This is a genomic window from Glaciecola sp. SC05 (assembly GCF_041380235.1).
Lineage (GTDB): Bacteria > Pseudomonadota > Gammaproteobacteria > Enterobacterales > Alteromonadaceae > Glaciecola.
Genome location: NZ_JBGIYY010000024.1, coordinates 40949 through 55852, shown reverse-complemented (window position 1 = coordinate 55852; position 14904 = coordinate 40949). Strand labels below are relative to the sequence as shown.

At 36.6% G+C, this 14904-nt stretch carries 10 protein-coding genes; all 10 read left to right on the top strand.

What is annotated here, in order from left to right; all coding sequences use genetic code 11:
* Window positions 1–60 precede the first annotated feature (60 nt).
* The 10 genes from queD to AB9H30_RS17770 all read left to right on the top strand — a co-directional run bounded on the left by queD (window position 61) and on the right by AB9H30_RS17770 (window position 14899).
* The gene (gene queD, locus AB9H30_RS17815) at window positions 61–423 is read left to right on the top strand and encodes a 6-carboxytetrahydropterin synthase QueD (protein ID WP_371196085.1); all 363 of its coding nucleotides are present in this window, start codon (window positions 61–63) and stop codon (window positions 421–423) included.
* 3 nt (window positions 424–426) lie between these two features.
* Window positions 427–1359 (top strand): hypothetical protein, encoded by a 933-nt coding sequence (locus tag AB9H30_RS17810; RefSeq protein ID WP_371196084.1) that lies wholly within the window; start codon window positions 427–429, stop codon window positions 1357–1359.
* Window positions 1360–1371: 12 nt separating this feature from the next.
* Entirely contained in the window at window positions 1372–2601 is a 1230-nt protein-coding gene (gene dpdA, locus AB9H30_RS17805; RefSeq protein ID WP_371196083.1) for a tRNA-guanine transglycosylase DpdA, read from the top strand.
* A 7-nt stretch (window positions 2602–2608) separates the two neighbouring features.
* Window positions 2609–3703, top strand: a complete 1095-nt coding sequence (gene dbpB / locus AB9H30_RS17800; protein WP_371196082.1) for a DGQHR domain-containing protein DpdB — start codon at window positions 2609–2611, stop codon at window positions 3701–3703.
* Window positions 3704–3706: 3 nt separating this feature from the next.
* Window positions 3707–4378: a 7-cyano-7-deazaguanine synthase QueC gene (gene queC / locus AB9H30_RS17795; protein WP_371196081.1), complete on the top strand. Its 672-nt coding sequence runs from the start codon at window positions 3707–3709 to the stop codon at window positions 4376–4378.
* A gap of 140 nt (window positions 4379–4518) precedes the next feature.
* Entirely contained in the window at window positions 4519–7566 is a 3048-nt protein-coding gene (gene dpdE / locus AB9H30_RS17790) for a protein DpdE (RefSeq protein WP_371196080.1), read from the top strand.
* 7 nt (window positions 7567–7573) lie between these two features.
* Window positions 7574–10066 carry a protein DpdF gene (gene dpdF / locus AB9H30_RS17785; protein WP_371196079.1) on the top strand — a complete coding sequence of 831 codons (2493 nt, stop codon included), beginning with the start codon at window positions 7574–7576 and terminating at the stop codon, window positions 10064–10066.
* Window positions 10067–10068: 2 nt separating this feature from the next.
* Window positions 10069–11022: a protein DpdG gene (gene dpdG / locus AB9H30_RS17780; RefSeq protein ID WP_371196078.1), complete on the top strand. Its 954-nt coding sequence runs from the start codon at window positions 10069–10071 to the stop codon at window positions 11020–11022.
* Window positions 11022–14102, top strand: a complete 3081-nt coding sequence (gene dpdH, locus AB9H30_RS17775) for a protein DpdH (protein ID WP_371196077.1) — start codon at window positions 11022–11024, stop codon at window positions 14100–14102. The genes dpdG and dpdH overlap by 1 nt, the downstream gene beginning before the upstream one ends.
* Window positions 14099–14899: a hypothetical protein gene (locus AB9H30_RS17770; protein ID WP_371196076.1), complete on the top strand. Its 801-nt coding sequence runs from the start codon at window positions 14099–14101 to the stop codon at window positions 14897–14899. The genes dpdH and AB9H30_RS17770 overlap by 4 nt, the downstream gene beginning before the upstream one ends.
* Window positions 14900–14904: the final 5 nt, after the last annotated feature.

Here is a 14904-nt window from a genome sequence, read left to right as displayed (position 1 = left end):
TGTCTATGTAAATTTTGATTACAATAACAGAATGCGGCGGAATAATAAGAATAGATTTTAATGAAAACTCAAATTTATAAAGACTTCACATTTGAAGCGGCACACAAATTGCCAAATGTACCGTCGGGTCATAAATGTGGAAGACTGCACGGCCACTCGTACAAAGTGCGTATCCATATGAAAGGAGAAGTCGATGAGACAAGTGGTTGGTTTATCGATTTCGGGGATATTAAAAGAATTTTTAATCCTATCTACACTCAATTGGATCATCACTACCTAAATGATATCAAAGGTTTAGAGAACCCTACCGCAGAAAATATCGCAAAATGGATTTGGGTCCAGCTAAAACCCTTACTTCCCATGCTATCTGCGATCGAGTTAATGGAAACATGCACTTGCGGTGTTATTTATAAAGGTAAATAAGCATTGAAAGTTCATCTAATAACGAATTGCACAAGCAAGAAAACCAATTCACTAAACAGTTGCGTTAGCGTTTCCGAAATCGGTTCTACCGAGGAACTAGCCGCACATGACTGGGCTAACCGACTCAACCAAGAAACGACCAAACTTAAAGCCAAGGATGTATATTTAGGTGACCACTGGTCTCGTGTCCTAGAACTAATAAATTCAGAAACTGTTGTTAATATAATATCAGCCGGATATGGCTTCATAGAGTCAAACACTCCAATATGTCGATATGACGCAACATTCAGTTCTCAGAATGCGAATTCTGTTTCGAACCTGTATAACTTTTCATCTACCACAGCGTGTAATCAGAAATGGTGGAAGGATATTAACAGTTTCCTAAACGGATACGAAAACCCTATTGAAGTTCTTTACAATGCGAACCCTGAAGATAAATTTATAATTGCAACTTCTCCGACATACTTAAAAGTAATTCAGCCTGAATTAACATATCTAGCTCAAATTGGGCGCTTGAATAAAGAGAACACTGTTATCTTATCCACTCGACAATCAGTGCCACAAGAGTTGAACTCTGTTTTTTTAACGGTTAAAGATGAATTTACTGCATTAGTTGGAGGGAGTCATGTTTCACTCAATATAAGAGTTGCTGCTTTTATTATCGAACACGCTCAGAAGGGAATCGATTTTTTAACGCAAGTTAACACTGCATATAATATTCTTTTGAAAGAGGGAAGACCAACCTTAAAATATAAGAGGAAGAAGCTCACAGACGATGACGTTAAAGAATTTATAAATAACTTTCTAAAATCTACAAAACAAGCCTTACCGACAGCATCGCCGATCTTGAGAGAACTTAGAAACCAAGGGATGGCTTGCGAACAAAAAAGATTTAAGAAAATTTTTGAGTCTGTTTTACAAACTGCTCCGCAATAGAAGGGCATTAAAGTGGTAAGCGTAAAATTCTTCTTCCCAGATAGTCATGATTTTGTAGACCCAAGTTTCGATTTTGAAACAGAAAAAAATAATGAACACCGAGTAATTCAGCGTGATGACCAATATGCACATGAAATTTTCACAACGCCAGTTTACGATGGAATATTAGTATCAAAAGCAATCGTAGATGGCATCACTGGTGTCAAAGGGCGCTATTCTATTGCACAAAGACAGCGTTTTTTCAGAGAGGGAATTTATCGTTTTTTCAGACTTCCGAAAAGTTACCAAACAATGGGAGATTGCGGGGCATTCAGTTATGCTCGAGAGTATGAACCAATTTACAGCATTGATGAAGTCAATGAATTCTATGAGAACTCGGGTTTTACGTATGGCATTTCCTTAGACCACATAATTTTCGATTTCGAAACGCCAAAGAAAAAAGTAACGGGGGAGCAATTAATCGAATGTGAGAGAAGGCAGGAAATAACTCTAGACCTGGCAAACAAGTTTTTGAAGTCAAACAAAGGGCTAAATTTCACACCGTATGGTGTAGCCCATGGCTGGAATCCAGACTCATATACTGAGTCGGTTATTAAACTGCAAAAAATGGGTTATAAACGTATCGCGCTTGGTGGGATGATCCCTCTAAAAAGCCATGAAATTATGTCCGTACTTGAGAAAGTCAATGAAATACGTTCGGCTGAAAGCCAATTTCATTTATTAGGAGTAAATCGACTAGATCATATCGCAGAGTTTTCTAAATTCGGTGTTACATCTTTTGACAGCACATCGCCCCTTATGCAGGGCATAAAGGATGACAAAGACAACTACCATACTCGAAATGGAAATTATACATCAATTGGAGTGCCCCAAGTTGACGCTAACAATACGATGAGAAAACTAGTAGCAAGCGGAAGCATAGACCAAAATGAGGCATTTGATTTAGAAAGAGAATGTATGGATGCAGTGATAAATTTTGATAAAGGGATATCTTCTAAAGAAGCAACTTTAGATTGTTTACTAAGGTACGAACGGCTGTTCAATCCCACAAAGACGAGATTAGAGGCTATTGAAAAGGTATTAACTGATCAACCTTGGAAGGGCTGCAAGTGTGATATTTGCACTGATATTGGTATTCACGTTCTCTTAAAGCGAGGTGCTGCAAGGAATAGAAGACGTGGATTTCATAACCTGTATATCGCTTATGAAAGACTGAAACAAGAACTAAAAAACATTCAATAGGACGAAAATGAACTGTATTAAAGTAGCAGCACTTAAAATTGAACAAGGCCCTGGAAGAGCCTTGTTCAGCTTTGCAATAAGAGGTAAGGACTTACAAAAAGTGGCCTCAATCTCAAGAGTAAAGCGTGACCAAAATCAACTCTTAGGTTATCAAAGACCTGAAGTATCAAATCATATTGGCGAGATTAAACGTTATCTAGAGTCAGATAACCCAATGATCCCAAACTCTTTAGTAATAGCCTTTAATAAAACGGTAACTTTTACTCCATTATCAGAAAATGGAAATCTGGGTGAATTGACGATTCCCATCGTTTCGGAAGGTGAGGAAAAACCAGGGTTGATTGTTGATGGTCAGCAAAGAGCAGCAGCGCTGAGAGAAGCTGCCATCGATACTTTTCAAATGCCGATAAATGCCTTTATTACAGATGATGATCAAGAACAACGAGAACAATTTATTTTAGTAAACTCTACAAAACCCTTACCTAAAGGACTGATATACGAATTACTACCCTATACAGAAACGAGACTTGCAGCAGGACTACAAAAAAGACGTTTCCCAGCTACGATTTTGGATGAGTTGAATCAGCGCAAAAGTTCTCCGTTTTATCAAATGGTAAAAACAGCGACTAATCCTGCAGGCTTAGTTAAAGATAATTCTATTTTGAAACTAATTGAGGCCAGCATTACAGAAGGTGCATTGTATAACTTCAGAGACCCTGTGACAGGTAAAGGGGATATCGAAAAGATGATCGTGCTCTTATGTAACTACTGGAAAGCTGTGAGTGAAGTTTTTCCTGAAGCTTGGGGCGTTAACCCGAAAAATTCAAGGCTCATGCATGGCGCGGGTATGACAGCATTAGGTCATTTAATGGATGCTATTTTTGATAGATATTACGATACGGAAAGTGAGCGAATAGTATCGTATGAGCAATTCAAACAAGACTTAGAACAGATAAAGCCATTTTGTAAATGGACTAACGGATACTGGGACTTCGGAGCAGACGATAAGGTAAAATGGAATGAATTGCAGAACATTACAAGAGATATACAAAAACTATCTAATCACCTGCTCCGCAAATATCGCAATGAAGTTTGGAGATAAGAATTGAAAAAACTAGTAGTAATATACTCAGGCGGAATGGACTCTTTTACAGTACTAAACAAAGCCATTAAAGAGGGCTATGAAGTGTATGCTTTATCGTTTGATTATGGTCAAAAACATAGTAAAGAGCTGGATTATGCAAAACTAATCTGTGAAGAATTAGGGGTTAATCACAAGATATTGAACATAACAACAATATCAGGTTTATTTACAAGCTCTTCGCTAGTTTCAGATGATATAGATGTTCCTGATGGGCATTATGAAGAAGAAAACATGAAGTCTACCGTGGTCCCGAACCGAAACATGATTTTAATATCTCTTGCAATTGGATATGCCGTGGATATTAAAGCTGAAGGAGTTTGGTATGGAGCACATTCTGGTGACCATATGATATATCCGGATTGCAGACCTGAATTTGTAAAAATAATGGACCAAGCTTCAAAAACAGCAAATTTCCAGCCTGTTTATGTTCACGCTCCTTATCTCGATACTGATAAAATTGGAATTTTGAAAGATGGCATTCTAATGGGCTTGGATTACTCTAAAACTTGGACTTGTTATAAGGGGCGCAAAGAGGCCTGTGGAACGTGTGGCTCTTGCGTAGAAAGACTTGAAGCATTCGAAGAGAATCGCATTAAAGACCCAATTAACTATTACAATACAACTGAACAATAAACCTATCTATTATTGATTAAATCTTTTTATTGTATTGTCGATAAACTGGAGGATTGTCTATACTTAAGTCTAGTGTGAGAAGAATTCACTTAGATTTAAGCAGCAATAAAGAGCAATATCTATTAGAAAAGGAGAATCTATTGAGATTAGTTGTAGGCTCATTGGTAGAAAGCCAAACGCACTTTAAGGGTATAGGGAAAATACTTTCGATTTCAGTCGAAAATAAAACAGCAAAGGTCGGTTTTTTCACCTCTCCAAACAATCCGTATGATGAAATCATTGAAATAGAAGGTTCAGACCTTAGGGGAAAGCAGAGCCTTTTCGAGAAAACAGTTATCTTTTGTAAGTTTGGCGCTAACCAAAATTGGCGGATGGGGTTCTATGACGGAGAACGACCAAATAACAAACATCTGATTTATTTCGATAAATCAGAATCTGATATATTCGATATTGAGGATTTGTTTGTTCCCAATACTCTAAATAGAAAATATTTTTCAGCACTTGACTTTCTTTCATCGAGAGCAACCACCTCAGTAAAACACTACCTGAATAGAACAGAGTTTATTAAAGCATACATAGAACAGAGACGGTCATGTAGGTCTATTTCTTCAATACCTAGTAGTGCCGTCAATTTGGAAGTTCATCAACTTTCAGTAGTAATGCAAGTTCTCAACGATCCAGAACAAAAATATCTCTTAGGTGATGAGGTAGGCTTAGGAAAAACGATAGAGGCAGGCTTTTTAATTAGAGAGCATATTCTAGAAAAAAAGGACGCCTCCGCAGTTTTAGTTATTGCTCCTGATTCTCTTGTAGAACAATGGGGTGTCGAGTTATCTACAAAATTTCATCTTGAAGATGTGATGGAAGACGCGCTCGATGAAGAAGAACAAAAATTATTGATCACCCCATTTTCTAAAATTTCTGCACTGCCAGATTATTTTCAAACGCCTACAATGGTAGTCATAGATGAAGGTCACAATTTAGCAAAATATGCTTGGGCTAGTGATTCCAATATTTATGAACAAATATCTAAGTTATGTCAGATGTCATCCACTACTCTCATCCTTTCTGGAACTCCTATAGCAGGGAATGCCAAGCCATTTCTAGCGATGCTTCACTGCCTTAGCCCAGAAAACTATCATCTCACACCAAAAGGAATAGAAGAATTTGACTTCAAAGTAGAGTCAAGACAAAAACTTGCGGGTATATATGAGGCTTTATCTATTGAAACTGATGACTTCACCTTGGAAGGTATAATCACGGATATTGAAGACTTAGTGCTAGATGATGGCTATCTAATAGAATTACTGGAGAAACTAAAGCCAGAAATAGATTTCTTTAATGAAGAAAAGGACAACGATTTAAGAAATAGCTTAGTTGTTAAGATCAAGCGTCATTTTGGTGAAAAGTATCGATTGTTTCAAAGATTTATCAGGAACCGACGAGGAGCAAAAAATAGCAATATCGAACAGTTGTTTCCGGGCTTAGGAAAAATAGACATTGTGGAATGGGAAGTCAAAAAAGATACACCAAGCCTTGATAAACAATTGGACGACTTCAGAGGAGTTGTTATTGATGAGAACGAACACCTAGACAATCAATTCATCCTCGAACTTCTTGATTCATTGCTAGATTCCCCTGCTTCATTAGCAAATAAGCTTCAAAGCTTCAAAAATACAAAAGAATTTCAAAGGTTTATTGAAATAATAGACTTTGCTCTTGATTGTGTCGGTAATGAACAACTCTCAAAAGACAACTCAACCAAACATTACATAGAAGAGTGGTTGCAAGAAAATCCGAACGGCAAGATAACAGTGTTTTGTGGTGACTCTTATACCGCCGACAACTTTTTTCAAACACTTAATCAATCAAGATCTGACGTTGAACGACACAATCCTGTAAGCACGCCTAAATTTGTTGAAAACGACGAAATAAAAATTCTCGTTCTCGATGAAAGAGGAGAAGATGGTTTAAATCTTCAAGGCCCCAGACGTTTAGCTATTCACTACAGTCTTCCTAGGTCACTTGTAAGGATAGAGCAACGAATTGGAAGATTGAACAGATATAGTGCTACTGACATCGGAATAAAGCCAATAGAAAACATGATTCTCGTTCCTTCTCAAGAAGGCTTTATCAGTAGGTGGGCGAGTTTGTTAAAAAACACTATTAGGGTGTTTTCTGAGACTACCGCTAGTATTCAACTAGTTTTAGAAGACGTTCTTAAAAAAGAAGAGCCTTCCCTGCTTCTTAATGGGTTTCAGCAACTAGAAAAAATAGAAAACATGCTAGGGGGTGATGGAATCATAGCTAAAGAAAAGAAGAAAGTAGCTGACCAAGAAGTCTGGCAAGAAATGAAATATGGTATCGCCGAAATAAAAGAATTCTCCTCAAATCTGCAAGCGAGCGACTCTGCTGCAGAAGAAAATCATCACCAAATTCAGAAATGGATTAAAGAAAGTCTAAAATTTGGAGCGAAAAAAACTGAAGATGCGACCTTTGTTTACCAATATGTTTTGGGTAGAACACGTTTAAACATTGATGAATTTTTAAAGCATTGTATTTTAGGTATGGATTTTAATAGTGGACTGAGGAATCCATCAACTAAGCCGATGACTCCAGATAGGCAAACAACTTCAAAAACAGGTGCTTATCCATTGAGGTTTGGGCAACCATTCTTGGATACTATATTTAATTTCACTTTAGCCACCCCAATGGGTTTATCTAGTGCGGTAATAAGAAAAATTAATATAAAATTTGGAGAACCTAAGACATTTGTGAAACTAAACTGGTTATGCTCGCTTGAATCAACATTTTCAGTAGAGCAAAGAAATTTAGATAGTATATTTGGTCCAACAATAAAAAGTGAATGGATAGATTCTCGTGGTAATGTCGTGGAAAACACAGCATTACTAAATTTATTGGAAAAACCGATCAAACTGTCACCCAAGGGTACTGATAATTCTTATCAGGATTTTGAGATTCTCGTTTCTAGTCAACAAGATGTATGGACTTTAGTTGATCAGTTCATTGACGCAAATGAATGGATGGAATTAATTGAAAAAAACATAGGAGACAGGGAAGCGGAAGTTATTGAAGAACTAATAACTGAAAATCAGAATAAAGACTACCTTTCCAAACTGTCAGTCGTTTTAGTATCTGCAATATCAGTTACTTTAATTGGGGAATGAGAAATATATGGATTCTCTAGCGACTACACCTTTCTCTGTTCATGAGTATGAAAATATACTCAACGAACTGCGCCCACTACAAAGAGACTTTGATGAAAACTTATTCTTCAATCGTTTAATTGCATCTGTTGAAAATAAAGCAACTACAAGTATTGAGTTTTTGTGGCTTTTAAAAGACTTCATGATTTCGATACAAAACCAAGTAGGGCTTCAATACACGACTTTTAATTTTTGTAGAAAGCTGAATGAATCTGAACTTAATATTGCTGAGATCTTGGGTATTGCTCAAAAAGAAGTGGGAAATCAATTATATTTACTCGAAAGCACTGTGCTAGAAGCAGACTTAGATGTTTATCATTTTAAGAACACTAGAAATACAATACCAAAGCACATGGATGTATGTTTAAAACAAAAAGTAAAAAAAAACGGGTATTCAACATACAAAACAGAAGGTCAACAACTAGCAGTAAGGGCTTGCCTTACTGCTAAAAAAGGGTCAACTATTTTTGTAAACCTCCCAACTGGATGTGGCAAAACCCTAATTGTCCACTCGTTAGTTCTCTTTCAAAGAAAGTTTTCCAACACGATAGTTTTAATGCCTACTGTAGGATTGGCGATAGAGCAGGCTCAGAGAATGAGTGAGTTATTACCTAATTCTTCACAAGAGAGTTTCTGTTGGCATAGTGGTTTAGACGAGAATGAACGCAAGAAAATACGGAGTGACCTACTAGCGGGGACCCAAAACGTTCTATTCACATCTCCTGAAGCCCTCACAACTAGCTTATTAAATACCTTGTTTATACTTGCTAAAAAAGGGCAGTTGTCAGACTTAATTATAGATGAAGCGCATCTCATAGACTCTTGGGGTGCCAACTTCAGACCAGAATTTCAAAAGTTCGGAGCGCTAGTTTCTTCTCTCCGAAAAGTAACGACTACTCCCTTTAATCTAATATTTCTATCGGCCACCTTTACACAAAACAATATAGAGAAAATACATAAAATCTACGGTGAACCAAGTTCCTTGCCAACTATAATTAATGGTAACTTTTTGCGACCCGAAATCAAAACCTCATTTGAAAAGGTTCGTTTACAAGATCACTTTTCAACGATATTCACAAAAGCTTTGAAATTTCCAAAGCCCTTAATTATCTATACAACTAAAAAAGAAGATTCAAATCATATATTTAAGTATTTCAAAAGTCTGAAAATTAAGAGGATCGCACTATTCACAGGCGAAACTTCTTACAAAAATAGAATGGAAGTGATCAGTGGATGGCAGAGTGATGAGTACGACATCATTGTTGCAACATCAGCTTTTGGTGTAGGGATGGACAAAGATGATGTTAAATCTGTTTTGCATGTATCAATGCCAGAAAACATTGATAGGTACTATCAAGAAATTGGCAGGGCCGGGCGAGATGGAAAAGCAGCAACAGCTCATCTGATTTATCATGAGCAGCAACTAGATACCGCTCAAAGTTTAAATAGTGACAAAATCATTACTATAGAAAAAGGGTTGAGTCGATGGACAGATATGTGGAGACAAAATCAAGAGCCACGCCATTCATTTTTTAATGATAAGGGTTTTTACGAACTAAATGTCGGTCTCTTTGGAAATAATTTAGCGAAAAAAACCGCAACAAATGCAGATTGGAATTGGGCTACTTTGTTATTTTTGCAAAGGAATGGTGTAATCAGAATTTATTACGATATCCCTGAAACAACTACAATTAACGAAGATGGTTCTGTAACTCAAGCTGATTCAGACTATTGGAAACATTATCAAGAAAAGATAATTGTGGAATTAGTCGATCCTAGAGTTAGCAACAAGACTTTTTGGGAGAATGAACTTAAGGCATCAAGAAGCAAAGAACTCGATATGCAACATAAAAGGTTCGATGAGTTACGAAACTTATTTACATCTTCTGGCATTCCACTGTGCGAGCGTTTAGCTAGTTATTACTCAATTTTTAATCAGCGGCCAGAGAGAGCATGTCGCGGATGTCCTGGTTGTATTGGCTTTTTACCAACATTGGGAACAGCCCCGACTATACAGAATTTTGAGCCCGAAGTGACCGCTAATGACGATATAGAAAAACTCCTTTCAATCGATAATGTCTGCGCCGTATTTTTTGAAAAATCGGAACCGTACAATACTAGTTGGCATTGGGCACAGCTAGTGAAATCGCTCGTTGAAAAAAAGTTAATTACACGGATTGTTAGTGATGAAAGCACCCTTTTAGAAATACAAGAAAATCTTCCTCCTGGTTTTACACACTTTTGGATCTCTGAATCAAACGCAGATAATCAAAGCGACTGGCCCTCTCTCTTTTTATATAAAGATAAAAGCATCGTGCATCTGCCTAAACTGCAAGAACATTTAACAGTTGTAGTCGCAGATAAGAATGCAAAAGAGAATTCATCAAGCCTCAGAAATTGGTATCAAAACAATCATGATTCAATATCCCTGAATAACTTCAAACTACTAGTGGGTATATAACGATGTCGGTTATCAACAACGCCAATCCCGGAAGCCATATTGCTTCACTTATTTTTATTGACCGTTTATTAATCAGAAGAATAAAAAAAGGGGTGCCTGAATATCTAACTTTTGAAGATATACTTGATAAGTATAGACCCGATTATCTATTTAGAGCTGAAACAAAAGAAGACAATGGTGACTTTAAATTTATGGAGAATCCATACAAAAAACTCAGAGAATCTTTGAATTTTTGGTCAGATTTAGGGTTATGGGAACGAAGTAACGACAAAATTCGAGCCAAGGATACTAATGCTTCAGAGCTAAATCTACCTACTCGATTATGTGAATGTATATTTGATAAAAAAGTGGATGTTATTGATGGCAATGGTATCGAACCTCTTATTCGTTCAATGGCGCTCTTTCTATCGCTCGGTCAATATACGCTTGTTGGAAATAAACCCTTTAAATCAACAGATATAAGTAGTATCGCTTCAAAATATTTTCCAAGCGTTTCAGAAAATCAAACTCGTTTAAGTATAAACAACTCAGACAGTCCAGTATTGACCGGTTATGGATTATTTTTGGGTTTTTTTGAAAGGCTTGATAAATCTCATTTCACTGTTGACCCAACGCGTCTTTTAAAGCCATTTATTCAGAAAGTGCTTTCGAAAGAGACCGCAAGAGATTGGCTTTCAATAAATGAATTCTTGATCGCGTTAAGTGAAGAAATACCTGTAGTTGATGGTGGCGAATATAGAATAACCGTAGAAAAACTAATAGAAAAAAAACAAAGTGAATGGACTAAACAACAAAGTCACCAAATTTCAGCAAGCCTTTCAATTGCGCTTCATAGACTAAAAGTAGATAGAACGATAAAACTAGATAATAAATCTGACTCCGAATCAGCAATGGATATGGTTTTACCAGGGAATACAGTAGAGCCGATAAGTCACATTAAATTGGGAGATATGTAATGGGACTAGAGTATTACTGGCCTAAAAAAGACAACGTATTAGCCTGCATAAAAACAGAAGCAGAAGAGTTATCTGAAGAGACTTTACTTGCAGTTCATGAGCCAATGCAGTTAGTGAAGTTTAGCCCAAGTACTGATGATGAAATCGCTTCAGAAAACGATTTACTGAAACACTTTTTGCAAATTGACCGCCCGATTCCAATTGTTGCTGATGCGGGCTTAGGTAAATCTCATTTAGTCAGATGGTTACATGCGAAATTAAAAACACAAGAAATCGTAAAAGAACAAAAATGGCAGATTGTCCGAATACCGAAAAACGCTAGTCTTCGGCAAACCCTTCATCTTCTCCTAAAAGGCTTAGAAGGCGATGTTTTTGAAAGTGCAAGAAAAAAAATTGACGAGGTAGGAAGCAGCCTAGTAGCCAAAGAAGTAGCAGACCTTTTTGTTACTTTCTTAAAACATCGCATAGAAGAAATAGGTGAAGAATCAAAAAATACTATGCGCAGTATTGGAAGAGATGGGGACCCGGAACAATTAAATAAGCTGAGGGAAAGAGCAAGCATTGCGGGTATGCTTCCTTTACTGGTAGACGACGTAGAATTTAAAAGGCACTTAATACATCCCGAAAGCTATGTTTATAAAATTGCTACTAGGTGGATAAAAGGAGTTTCTGAAAAAGAGTTAGAGTCTAAGGAGTTTGAACTATCTATCGCAGAATTCGAAAAAATCATCAATAGCTTTAGTATTGACGACCTATCTATCACTAGTAGAAAAGCCATTAAATCGCTTCAATTGGACACTGTCGCAGATAAGAGAATTAAAGCGCTCCAAGTAATAAATGATGGAATTATCAAAGCAACGCAAACAACTTTCCAACAATTGTTTCAGTTTAACAATGGTAATTTTCAAGACCTTTTCAAGGAAATTAGAAGGCATTTAAAATCTTTGGGTAGAACTCTAGTAATCTTAGTCGAAGACCTTGCTGCTGTATCAGCGATTGAAGATGTATTAATAGACTGCTTACTTGAAGAGGCACAAGATGAACTATGTACTCTGAAGTCTGTACTTGCTGTCACAAGCGGTTACTCTGGTTACACCAAGCGTCAAGCAACTATCAGAACACGGGCAAGATTTGAGTGGCAGATACGTAATAATAATGGTACTCAAGAAAGTATACAAAACAGAATTGTAGACTTCTGCAGTAGATATTTAAACGCAGCAAGGCATGGGAATGCTGAATTAAAAAATATAGTGCAAGACAATTTGCAATCAGACACTGTAGCCATTTGGAATACCCAGCTTGATGAAGTAGAAGCGAATCAACTTGAAGCCTTTGGTCAATCTTCTATTGGTATTCCGCTATTTCCATACAACAGACAATCAATAATCAGGCTTTCATCTTGGTACTGTCGAGATAATACAAATGAAATAGTGTTTAATCCTAGGGATATACTAAATGACATTTTACTTAATATATTAAGGGATCATCGAGAAGACTTTCTAAATGGTAAATTTCCCTTAAATGTAGAGTTAAAGGAAAGACGGCCTTCCTTAATCGATGGTATAAATCAACTTGCATTAAATTCTCCGGAACAAGCAACAAAGCTTGCTATGATTTGGTCTGATGTGAGGTCTGTGGGCGAACTTTCCTCTTCAACTCCTAAAGAAATTGCACAAGCCTTTAACTTAGAAGACTTCGCAGAACGCTTTGGAACAAATATAAATATTGAACCTAACCCTAAACCTGATTCACCTAAAAGAAAGGGTAATACGCCAACACCATTTGAAAATAAACAAGACGACTTAGAAGCTGAATTATCTGCTTGGTTTAATAACGAAACAAAATTGTCGCAAAAATATGCAAATCACTTCAGGACACAGTTGTATGAAATGATAAAAGAGCATTCACCGACTGATTGGTTTGGATTTAAGAACAGCAAAATTTTTGGAAAAGGTAATACTAAAAACGATGTATTCGAATCTACGCTTAAATCTGGCTCGCGATACTTAATTTATATTCCCGGTTCGAATACAAACGAAAAAACAAACATTATTGAATTTTGTACCGAAGATGCTTTTTTTGGCGGAAACGAGAATTCCGCAATGTTACAACGAACTGCTCTATCAATCCTTAGATATAGACTTAATAACTCAGTAGATGACCAGAAGAGTGGATGGAAGTACCAACAAGGATTTGAAGATTATACATATTATAAAAACTTTGAATCCAATTGGGTTTCATCCCAAATAAGAAAAATCGTCAAAACTGTACAAAAAAATTATTTAGTAGAAGCAGTTGCAAAACATACCGCCTTGCAGGAAGGGCTTGGCTTAAAAGTTAAAAAGGATATTCTCGATACTTTTTTAATGAAAAGTGTTCACATTGAAACCGCAAGCGGAGAACCCTTGAATGAAAGCTTCAGAGAATATAGAACTGCACTACTTGAAGAGTGGAATGCAAACCAAAGTGTGTGGAAAGATCTTCTGTCCATAAGTAACGTTGCAATAGATCGAGATAACTTTGACATTGCCTTAAAACAAGCGAAGAAAAAAGAAAACAATCTACTACCGAGTAATCTTCGAAGACTAAAAGATACTGCGATGAAAGAACTGAAGCCTATTCTTTCAACAATCAAGGAATACTTAAGCGAAACAGAAAGTATAGAAGAACTAAATGGTATTCTCGATGATATCTTAGACTCATATAAGGTGTCTGAAAAACTAGGTTTGTATCCTCAGAATTTGCTTACTTTCAAAACGACGAAGCAGCATATCACCAAGCTAAAAGAGAATCTAAAATGGGCACAGTTGAAAGACATTATACAATTGCAATCAACAAGTGAAGACAGGAGGGAAATGGAGGTATTGTCTAATATCGATGGTTCAATGATTGACAATATTTACAATGTGCTTACCCAGTGGTCAGATTTTATAAAGGCGATAAGTCCAACTATAAAACAACGATTAAGTTCGATTGATGAGCAGCACATAGAAGAGTTAAATACCGCTGTCCTACAAAGCAATATAAAAATCGAACATGCATTCAGCGAACTTAAAAAGTTCAAAGGTGAGGAGTCATGAGTAACCTTTCAGTTCAGGTCAGCAACTTCAAAAGACAACTAAATAGAATTAGAGACGATCAAAAACATGAGATAATTATCGAAAGCACTAACATCATTGTTCGAGAACTAAAAAAGTTATCCTCAACTTTAAGTTCACAGTTGCAATTTTTAAATGCTATTAGCTTTATAAATCGCCGATACGAAAACTCACCGTCACACAGCGAGATTTTCGACAATAATAGTGACTACAATGCTTATGTCGGAATGTTATCGTTTAAAGAAGAGCTTTCATCAAAATTAGAGTTAGTTATTTCTAAATTCGAAACGTTTCGTAAAGACTGGGAAGCACTTGAGTATAAAGTTCAGCAGCAAGAGTCATATACTGATGCGAGAGATATGTTAAGTTCACTAATTAGTACTCTTTCAGACAACAACAGCGAACACTGGAACAAGTGGTTAGCAATAATAGATGCAGAAATTAAAATAGAAGATGAATTTTTAGAAAAACAAAAATACAACCCTAGTCAATTAGTAAATTACAACGAGTTTCACTCTAAGTCCTCCTCATTTAAAAATAAGCTTAAAGAGCGGGAGAAAACCCAAGAACTGGCTCAAGATATTCAGCGCCTGGCGAATGAATTAGCTGATATTAAGGCCAATTTTGATCTTTCTGACTTTCCAAAAGAGGTAGAAAGATTTTTTAAATCTGTAGATAGCAGGTACGAAACTGCAACGCTTGAGCATCTAACTCCAGAGGTTTTGAAGTGGATGACTGAACACAACTACTTAAAAAACTTTAAGATAGAGCGCAAATAGGAGCG

Excerpts from the sequence above, each read along its gene's own strand:
- queD (WP_371196085.1), top strand. The coding sequence starts at position 61 with ATGAAAACTCAAATTTATAAAGACTTCACATTTGAAGCGGCACACAAA.
- dbpB (WP_371196082.1), top strand. The coding sequence starts at position 2,609 with ATGAACTGTATTAAAGTAGCAGCACTTAAAATTGAACAAGGCCCTGGA.
- dpdF (WP_371196079.1), top strand. The coding sequence starts at position 7,574 with ATGGATTCTCTAGCGACTACACCTTTCTCTGTTCATGAGTATGAAAAT.
- dpdG (WP_371196078.1), top strand. The coding sequence starts at position 10,069 with ATGTCGGTTATCAACAACGCCAATCCCGGAAGCCATATTGCTTCACTT.
- dpdH (WP_371196077.1), top strand. The coding sequence starts at position 11,022 with ATGGGACTAGAGTATTACTGGCCTAAAAAAGACAACGTATTAGCCTGC.
- AB9H30_RS17770 (WP_371196076.1), top strand. The coding sequence starts at position 14,099 with ATGAGTAACCTTTCAGTTCAGGTCAGCAACTTCAAAAGACAACTAAAT.